This window comes from Streptomyces sp. NPDC050856 (assembly GCF_040653855.1).
In the GTDB taxonomy this organism is placed as follows: Bacteria; Actinomycetota; Actinomycetes; order Streptomycetales; family Streptomycetaceae; genus Streptomyces.
In genome coordinates this window covers 26,606-33,945 of the sequence record NZ_JBFAGV010000047.1, presented here as the reverse complement: position 1 = coordinate 33,945, position 7,340 = coordinate 26,606, and the positions used below count along the sequence as shown (strand labels likewise).

Annotated in this window: 6 protein-coding genes and 4 pseudogenes; 6 read left to right on the top strand and 4 right to left on the bottom strand. The window is 70.1% G+C overall.

Translation table 11 applies throughout. The features are described 5' to 3' along the window. Positions 1-126 precede the first annotated feature (126 nt). Positions 127-811: pseudogene (locus AB0H53_RS27865) on the top strand (hypothetical protein). A gap of 69 nt (positions 812-880) precedes the next feature. Here AB0H53_RS27865 and AB0H53_RS27860 read toward each other — a convergent pair. After that, a complete protein-coding gene (locus AB0H53_RS27860; RefSeq protein WP_362119009.1) occupies positions 881-1,132 on the bottom strand; it encodes a hypothetical protein in 252 nt (83 codons plus the stop codon). A 417-nt stretch (positions 1,133-1,549) separates the two neighbouring features. Here AB0H53_RS27860 and AB0H53_RS27855 point away from each other — a divergent pair, with 417 nt between their 5' ends. From AB0H53_RS27855 to AB0H53_RS27845, 3 genes are all read left to right on the top strand, one after another. Further along, positions 1,550-1,672: a hypothetical protein gene (locus AB0H53_RS27855; RefSeq protein WP_362119006.1), complete on the top strand. Its 123-nt coding sequence runs from the start codon at positions 1,550-1,552 to the stop codon at positions 1,670-1,672. A gap of 142 nt (positions 1,673-1,814) precedes the next feature. Continuing rightward, on the top strand, positions 1,815-2,246 hold the full coding sequence (locus AB0H53_RS27850) for an NfeD family protein (protein WP_362119003.1): 432 nt from the start codon (positions 1,815-1,817) through the stop codon (positions 2,244-2,246). A gap of 3 nt (positions 2,247-2,249) precedes the next feature. Then, positions 2,250-3,308, top strand: coding sequence for an SPFH domain-containing protein (locus AB0H53_RS27845; RefSeq protein ID WP_362119000.1), 1,059 nt, complete (start codon positions 2,250-2,252; stop codon positions 3,306-3,308). Between the two features lie 380 nt (positions 3,309-3,688). On the opposite strand, the gene AB0H53_RS27840 is transcribed toward AB0H53_RS27845, so the two are convergent. Together AB0H53_RS27840 and AB0H53_RS27835 are read right to left on the bottom strand one after the other, a co-directional pair. Then, positions 3,689-4,003 (bottom strand): DUF3040 domain-containing protein, encoded by a 315-nt coding sequence (locus tag AB0H53_RS27840; protein ID WP_362118997.1) that lies wholly within the window; start codon positions 4,001-4,003, stop codon positions 3,689-3,691. Positions 4,004-4,090: 87 nt separating this feature from the next. Continuing rightward, positions 4,091-4,186: pseudogene (locus tag AB0H53_RS27835) on the bottom strand (PucR family transcriptional regulator); the annotation flags it as partial. A gap of 322 nt (positions 4,187-4,508) precedes the next feature. On the opposite strand from AB0H53_RS27835, the pseudogene AB0H53_RS27830 reads away from it, so the two are divergent. Beyond that, positions 4,509-4,796: pseudogene (locus AB0H53_RS27830) on the top strand (transposase); the annotation flags it as partial. Between the two features lie 2 nt (positions 4,797-4,798). Further along, a pseudogene (locus AB0H53_RS27825) lies at positions 4,799-4,983 on the top strand (SulP family inorganic anion transporter); the annotation flags it as partial. Between the two features lie 662 nt (positions 4,984-5,645). Here the strand turns inward: AB0H53_RS27825 and AB0H53_RS27820 are convergent. Further along, on the bottom strand, positions 5,646-7,280 hold the full coding sequence (locus tag AB0H53_RS27820; protein ID WP_362118994.1) for an NAD(P)/FAD-dependent oxidoreductase: 1,635 nt from the start codon (positions 7,278-7,280) through the stop codon (positions 5,646-5,648). Positions 7,281-7,340: the final 60 nt, after the last annotated feature.

Below are 7,340 nucleotides of genomic sequence, written 5' to 3'. Positions count from 1 at the left end.
TATGAGAAGACCGCCACCGTCTACCTGGCCGGACTCCACATCGCGGGCATCTTCCTCTGGTCCGCCCGCTGATCCAAACGAAACTGCCTAGCGGTGTGCGTCTAACTCGCCGGTTGAGGTGATTTCATGCGACGAACCGATTACGACGCGGGACAGGCCGCCAAGCGCCTGAAGGTGCCCGCAGCCGCCTTCCGGTGGGCCCGGCACACCGGCGCGATCCCGGCCCCGGACGGCGTCGCCTTCCCGGTGGTCCCGGGCCGCTGTGGAGGCGCTGGACACCGACGCCATCCGGGCCGCGATGCCCTCCCCGGCGATCTCCGGCGGCGCGGCGGCCGACCGGATCGCCCACGCGCTCGGCACCTCGAACGTGATCGGCGAGAAGGCGCACCTGACGGCGTTCATGGTGCGCCGGTTCGTCGACCGCGGCCTGCTGGTCGACCTGAGCGCGAACCCCGACGGGACGCTGCACCACCCCGACCAGGTCGCGGAGGTTTGCCGACGCGAGGACTTGGCGGACCTGGTCGCCGCCGACACCCCGCTCGGGCCCGAGCAGGCCGCCGCCCGTCTTCGGGTCCGCCGTGCCGACTTCGACCACATGGTCCGGCTCGGCTGGGTCCGCTCCCCGCAGTCGATCGAGGTCCGCTTCGGCACCAGCCGGGCCGGAGCCGTCGACGTCGCGCTCTACACCACGGCGTCCGTCGACGCGGTCGTCCCCGCACACCCGGAGGTCGACTGGGAGCAGCTGCGCGCGGTGGAGAAGGGTTGGCGCTCCCCGCTCGCCGGGCTGGCGAAGCGGGCCGCCCCGGTCTGACCCGGGCCGCTGCTCGTCGACGCCACCTCTCCCCCGTGTCCGGCAGGAGGGCGGCGTTGGCCTGTGGGGTCAGCCGCGGCGGCGGAACAGCCCGCGGAGCTTGCCCGGCTCCTGGTCGTGGTCGTGCTCCGGCTCCGGCTCCGGCTCCGGTGGCATGGCGGCCTGGACGCGGGCGGCTTCGGCGGCGGCTTCCTCGCGGGCGACGTCGTCGGCGTGGCAGGTGCCGCCCACCGACAGGTCCCCGGCGCTCCAGGCCGTCCGGTGCGCGGTGGTCTCCTCCCAGCGCTGGTCGGTGAACTTCTGCCCGCAGTGCTTGCACACCGACCGCTCCGCCTCCCGCTCAGCGGCACGGCGCCGCTCGTCCGGTCTCCTACCGACGCGGTGCCCAGTAGCGGCGGGGCCGGTCCTCGGGCCTGGAGCACGCCCGGGGACTGGCCGGCTCTCATGAAGAAGGCAGACAGATGCAGCAGTCAGACCGAAACACCCGAGGCGTCGCTCTCTCCATCATGGAGTCGATCTGCGGACTCATCGCGGTCGGCACACTGGCCGTCATCGGCTTCGCACGCGGCACACTCCGCTGACCTCACCGTTCCCGACCACCGCCAGAACTGGCACAGGAAGGGGGGACAGCGTGGCCAAACCCTTGCACACGGTGATCGGGGAGCACCCGCTGCTCTGTGCTCTGCCTGATGTGCGGCAACGACACGTTCCGGAAGCGAGAGGGGCTGCTGAACAAGGATGAAGTTCTTCGACATGGTGTGGGCGAACGAGTCGGCCGGCCTGATCTGCTGGTCGTGCGGTCATGCGCACCTGTTCGTCAATTCCGCCCTCAGGACTTACCCGCAGAAGCGGGAACGCTGAGGCACGCCAGCCCCTTCCAAGCGCGCATGGAGCGGGCGGACGAGCCGACCTAAGCGTGCCACCTCACAAAACCGGGTAGAAACGGCAAAAGGTGAACATTTTGTTCAGCCCTTCGCGGAGTCGCACCTGCTGGGAGCGCGCCATGGACCTATGGCTGGTCTGGTTGATCGCCGCAGGGGCGCTGGCGGTGGCGGAGCTCTTCACCCTCACTGCCGCGCTCGGGGTCCTCGGCGTCGCCGCGTTGGCCACGGCGGGAGCCGCCGCCCTGGGGCTCTCGCCGCCCTTGCAGCTCGTGGTCTTCACCGCTCTGGCAGCGATCAGCCTGTTGTTCGTGCGGCCCGTCGCCGCGCGCCATCTGCTCAAGCCGCAGGCCGAGCGATTCGGCACGGACGCGCTGGTGGGCCGCTCCGCCCACGTCGTGTCGGAGGTCACGGGACTGGGCGGCAGGGTCCGCATCGGTGGCGAGGAGTGGACGGCCCGCGCCTACGACGAGACGCTGGTGATACCTCCGGGGGCGACCGTCGACGTCATGGAAATCGATGGCGCCACCGCCGTCGTCTATCCCCGGGAGTGAGTCATGGACGTGCCGGGACTGCTCATAGCCAGTCTGATCCTCGCGACGCTCGCGGTGTTCACCGTGGTACGGGCGGTGCGCATCGTGCCGCAGGCGCGGGCCCGTAACGTCGAACGCCTCGGCCGCTACCGGCGCACCCTGAGGCCGGGCCTCAACCTTGTCATCCCCTATGTCGACCGCGTCTATCCGGTGATCGACCTCAGGGAACAGGTGGTCTCGTTCAGGCCGCAGCCGGTCATCACCGAGGACAACCTGGTCGTCGAGATCGACACCGTGCTGTACTTCCAGGTCACCGATCCACGAGCGGCCGCCTACGAGATCGCCGACTTCCTGCAGGGCGTCGAACAGCTCACCGTCACCACCTTGCGCAACGTCGTGGGGTCGATGGACCTGGAGAAGACCCTGACCTCCCGTGACACCATCAACAACCAGCTCCGCGGCGTCCTCGACGAGGCGACGGGCAAATGGGGGCTGAGGGTCAACCGCGTGGAGATCAAGGCCATCGACCCTCCGCAGTCCATCAAGGACGCCATGGAGAAGCAGATGCGCGCCGAGCGCGACAAGCGGGCGGCGATCCTGGGAGCGGAGGGACAGCGCCAGTCGCAGATCCTGACCGCCGAGGGGGACAAGCAGGCCGCCGTGCTTCGAGCGGAAGGCAACCGCACCGCCGAGATCCTCAAGGCCGAGGGGCAGGCCCGAGCCGTCGACGAGGTCTTCCAGGCCGTGCACCGCAACGACCCCGACCCCAAGCTCCTCGCCTACCAGTACATGCAGATGCTGCCCCAGCTCGCGCAGGGCGCGGGCAGCACCTTCTGGGTGATCCCCGGCGAGGTCACCGCCGCGCTTCAAGGGGTGTCCCGCGCCTTCAACGAGGTCCTGCCCCAGTCCCCGGCCACCCGGGAGACGTCCCCAGAGGACAGGGCCGCCACCCAGGCGGCCGACGACGCGGCGAAGGCCGCGAAAGCCGCTGCCGAGGCACTTGCCGACGCGGCCGAAGCCGATGCCGACACGTACCCCTCCACCACCGGCCGTCAGGCGCCGCAGGGCCCAGAGGACAGGTAAGGGACGGCCGGTAGCTCCTGCCGACGCCGACGCACCCCGCCGGACGACAGGAGCGTTCCGGCGCGAGCTCCCGACCGGGGCAACCTTTGTTTCCCCGCTGAACGTGTGATCCCATCACTGTGTCCGGACCGAGACGGCCACGGCGGCAGTGAATGAGCGCCAGCGACCCGGCACCGAACGGAGGCGTCCGCAGCTGCGGTACGACGTACATGAGGATTCCGGCGGCTGTCAGTGCGGATCCCCTGGTCAGGAGAAGGACGGAAGGTCCGGTTCCTGCGGGCTGCGGCATGGGACGACTTCCTCCGGTCGACGGCGAGCACGAGTCTGCCCCTGCGCGTGCGGGTATCCAGGCGGTGTTTCCCGCCTGCGGCCCGTGCTTACTACAGGGGACCGTGACCATCGGTGGCCGAAAGGGTGGAGAGCGCCGCCGGTCCTCCGCCGGTTCCTTCGGGCGGAGTGGAACGGCTGTTCAGCATGGCAGTGAGAATCAGCGCCAGCAGGGCGATGACGGTGAGCACGGTCGCCGCGACGACACGCGGGCTGCGGCGTGCGGCCGGGGCGCTCGCCGTCGCGTCCGACGGCTGGGAAAACTGCGCGTTCAGCGAGTCGATCAGGTCGGCCAGAGCGGGGTCTTCATGGGCGAGACCACGCTCGATCTCGCCGAGGACCCGCTGGTCATCGCTGGAGTAGCTCATGGTGACCGCCTTGGTGCGGACGATAGACCGGGACGGACGCGGGACTGGTGCGTCTCCTTCTCCCAGTCTGCTCGCTCAGCTTCGTGATCACAGGGGCTGGCCGAGCCAGTCCAGGAGGCGGGCGCCGATGACGGTGGTCTGGAGGGTGTAGCGCTGGACCGGGTCGCCGGGGTCCGCCCCGGTGCCAAGCAGCTCGGCGCGGCCAGGGACGCCAAGCGCAGACTTCCACGGCCTGCTGCTGCTCTGGTCCCCGCCCGGCTACGGCAAGACGCTGATCGAGTACGTCGCCGAACGCCTTGGCCTGCTCCTGGTCAAGATCGACGGTCCGGCGCTCGGACAGCCCCGTCTCCCTCGTTCCCGCGGAGGCCCTCGACGCGACCGCCCGCCGGGAACTGGAGAAGATCGCCTTCGCCTTGGCGGCGGGCAGCAAAGTCCTGCTCCACTTGGACCAGCCTGCGGCCGGGGCCCGTAACAGGGGGCCCCGGCGGGCGAGCCGGACGAGCATGCCATCCGCCGGTCGCGCGGCGGACTGACCACGAAGATCCACCTCGCCGCCGACGGTCGTTGTCGACCCCTGGCCTTCCATCTCACTGCTGGCCAGGCTGGCGACGCGCCCGCCTTCGCGGACGTCATGGCCCGCCTACGCGTTCCCCGCCGCCGGGAGCGGCCCCGCACCAGACCCGACGTGGTCCAGGCCGACAAGGCGTACTCCTCCCGCGAGATCCGCGGTCACTTGCGTAGACGCGGCATCCGCGCGGTGATCCCGGAACGGGCCGACCAGCAGGCCAATCGGGCGGTCTGGCCCTGGCCGTGGTCAAGACCGCCTGGGAGGCATCGCACCTCAAGCTGGAAGTCATCGACAAGGGCGCCGGTCCCGTCCAGGTGTACCTGTCGGGCAACGCGACCTTCCTGCGATGCCGCAGATCCTCGACAGCCTGGAGGCCCTGCCGCGAGACCGTCCGATCGATTTGAAGGTCACCGAAACTGACCTGGTCCCGGCAGCCGTGAAGGTCATCGCGACCTGAAGCGAGTTGCAGAAGGCCGCAGGCGGGACACCTCCCGTGCACAACGGGGGCCCCAGGGGCTGAGCGGAGGAGGAGCCGTCGCTGTACGGCGAGCGCTTGACGAGAGGGGCGCGGTTGTGGCCTGTCCGGCCGTCAGCACAAAGGCACGTGGCCGGTAACGAGGTGGAGTGGGTTGTCGGCCCACCTCGGGGCCGGCCGATGGCTTGGACGGCGGGTTCGCCGGCCGCGTCCCTCTTCCGCGGACCGGACCGTGTGCGACTCACGGCCGGGCGCGTTGCAGCCGCGCGTGCCCGCAGGAGTGCGTCGCACTCCCGCGACCCGGCGGGCCGCACAGCCGGATCAGGTCGGGCACCCGCACCCGGCCCTCCGCCGCCTTGCGTCACCGCCCTCGTAGTCTCAGCCGGAGCAGTGTTCCGTGGAGTGCCGACCTGCCGTCAGCGTGTCTCCCACCGGTTGAGTCAGCAGAATCCGGACCCCCGGACCAGCGACGACGGTCACCGGGGACCGCGCGGCCGACCCCGCCCCGAGCGACGGTATTCCCCGTTCCGGCGCGCCGTGCCCGGCGGAACCCGGTGAGGCCCGTCACGCGACTGGGTCGGCGCCGCACCCGCCCGCGCTCAGGAGGGTGGGGCGGAGAGGACGAAGCCGGTGTAGCCGCCCCGGCTCACGGCGTCGCACTCCTCCCGGTAACGGTCCAGTCCGCCGGCATAGGCCAGGAACACCCGGGGTTTGCCCGGAACGTTCGCTCCTGTGTACCAGGAGTCCACCGCCGGGTAGAGCGTTCGGGCGGCGAGCTCTGCCACCCGCGTGCCCCAGTCCGCCTCGGCTCTCGGGGTGGCGTCGATCTGCGTGAGCCCACGCTCCCGAAGGTGGGCGATGCAGTCGGTGATCCACTCGACCTGCTGTTCCAGGGACACCGCGATGTTGGTGAGCACGGACGGGCTGAGCGGTCCCAGGACGGTGAAGAGGTTGGGGAAGCCGGACGAGACGAGTCCTAGATAGTTCCGGGGGCCGTCCGCCCACTTCGTACGGAGGCTCACCCCGCCCTTGCCCACGATGTCGATGGCGAGCTGGGAGCCGGTCAGGGCATCGAAGCCGGTGGCGAGGACGATCGTGTCGACGATGTGCTCCCCGTCCGAGGTCCGGATGCCTCGGGGCGTGATGGTCTCGATCGGTGTCGTGCGGAGGTCCACCAGCGTCACGTGCGGCAGGTTGTAGGTGGCGTAATAGCCGGTGCCCAGGCACGGCCGCTTGGTCGCGAAGGGGAACGTGCGTGGGGAGAGCAGTTCGGCTGTCGCCGGATCGGTGACGATCGACCGGATCTTGGACCGGATGAACTCGGCCGCGGTCTCGTTGGCCGTCTCGTCGGTCAGGATGTCGGTGTAGGTGCGCAGCAGTCCGTTCAGCAGGCCTGAGTCCCAGGCTGCCTCGTAGGACGCCGTGCGCTCCGCCTCGTCCGCCTCCAGGGCCGACCGGGTCGGTGGCTCGAAGACGGTTCCTCCCCTGGACGACCGCTGGGCTTGCCTGAACTGCGGGTAGTGGGCCTTGAGTTCCTCGACCTCCACGGTGCGCAGCGGGCGATTGTGGGCCGGGAGCACGTAGGCCGGGGTGCGCTGGAAGACGGTGAGGGCGGCCGCCTCGGCGGCGACAACCGGGATGGCCTGGACACCGGAGCACCCGGTGCCGATCACGGCGACCCGCCGGCCGGTGAAGGAGACGCCCTCGTGCGGCCACTGGGCGGTGTGGTGGATCTGGCCCGTGAAGCTGTCGGCGCCCGGTACCTCCGGGGCTTTGGGGACCGACATGCAGCCCGTCGCCAGGATGACGAACCGGGCGGTGACAACCCGTGCGGTGTTCGTGGAGACCCGCCAGAAGTGTCTGTCCTCGTCGTACACGGCGCGGGTGACCCGGGTGCCCAGTACGACGTCCCCGTTCAGGTCGAACCGGTCCGCCACGTGGTGGATGTACCGCAGGATCTCCGGTTGGGATGCGTACCGCTGGCTCCATTCCCACTCCTGGTCCAGTTCCGGGGAGAAGGAGTAGGAGTAGGACATGCTCTCTATGTCGCAGCGGGCCCCGGGGTACCGGTTCCAGTACCAGGTTCCGCCGATGTCGTCACCGGCCTCGAAGACCACCGCCGTCAGGCCGAGCTCACGCAGCCGGTGCAGCTGGTAGAGACCGGAGAGTCCGGCCCCGACGACGACGGCATCGACCGAGTGGGGGGCGGAGGGCGGGCTGGGGGCGGTAACCATCGGGGTTCTCCTGTTCTTCCGCGTCACCTCGCGGACCAGGTGTGGAGGCCTGCGGTGCGC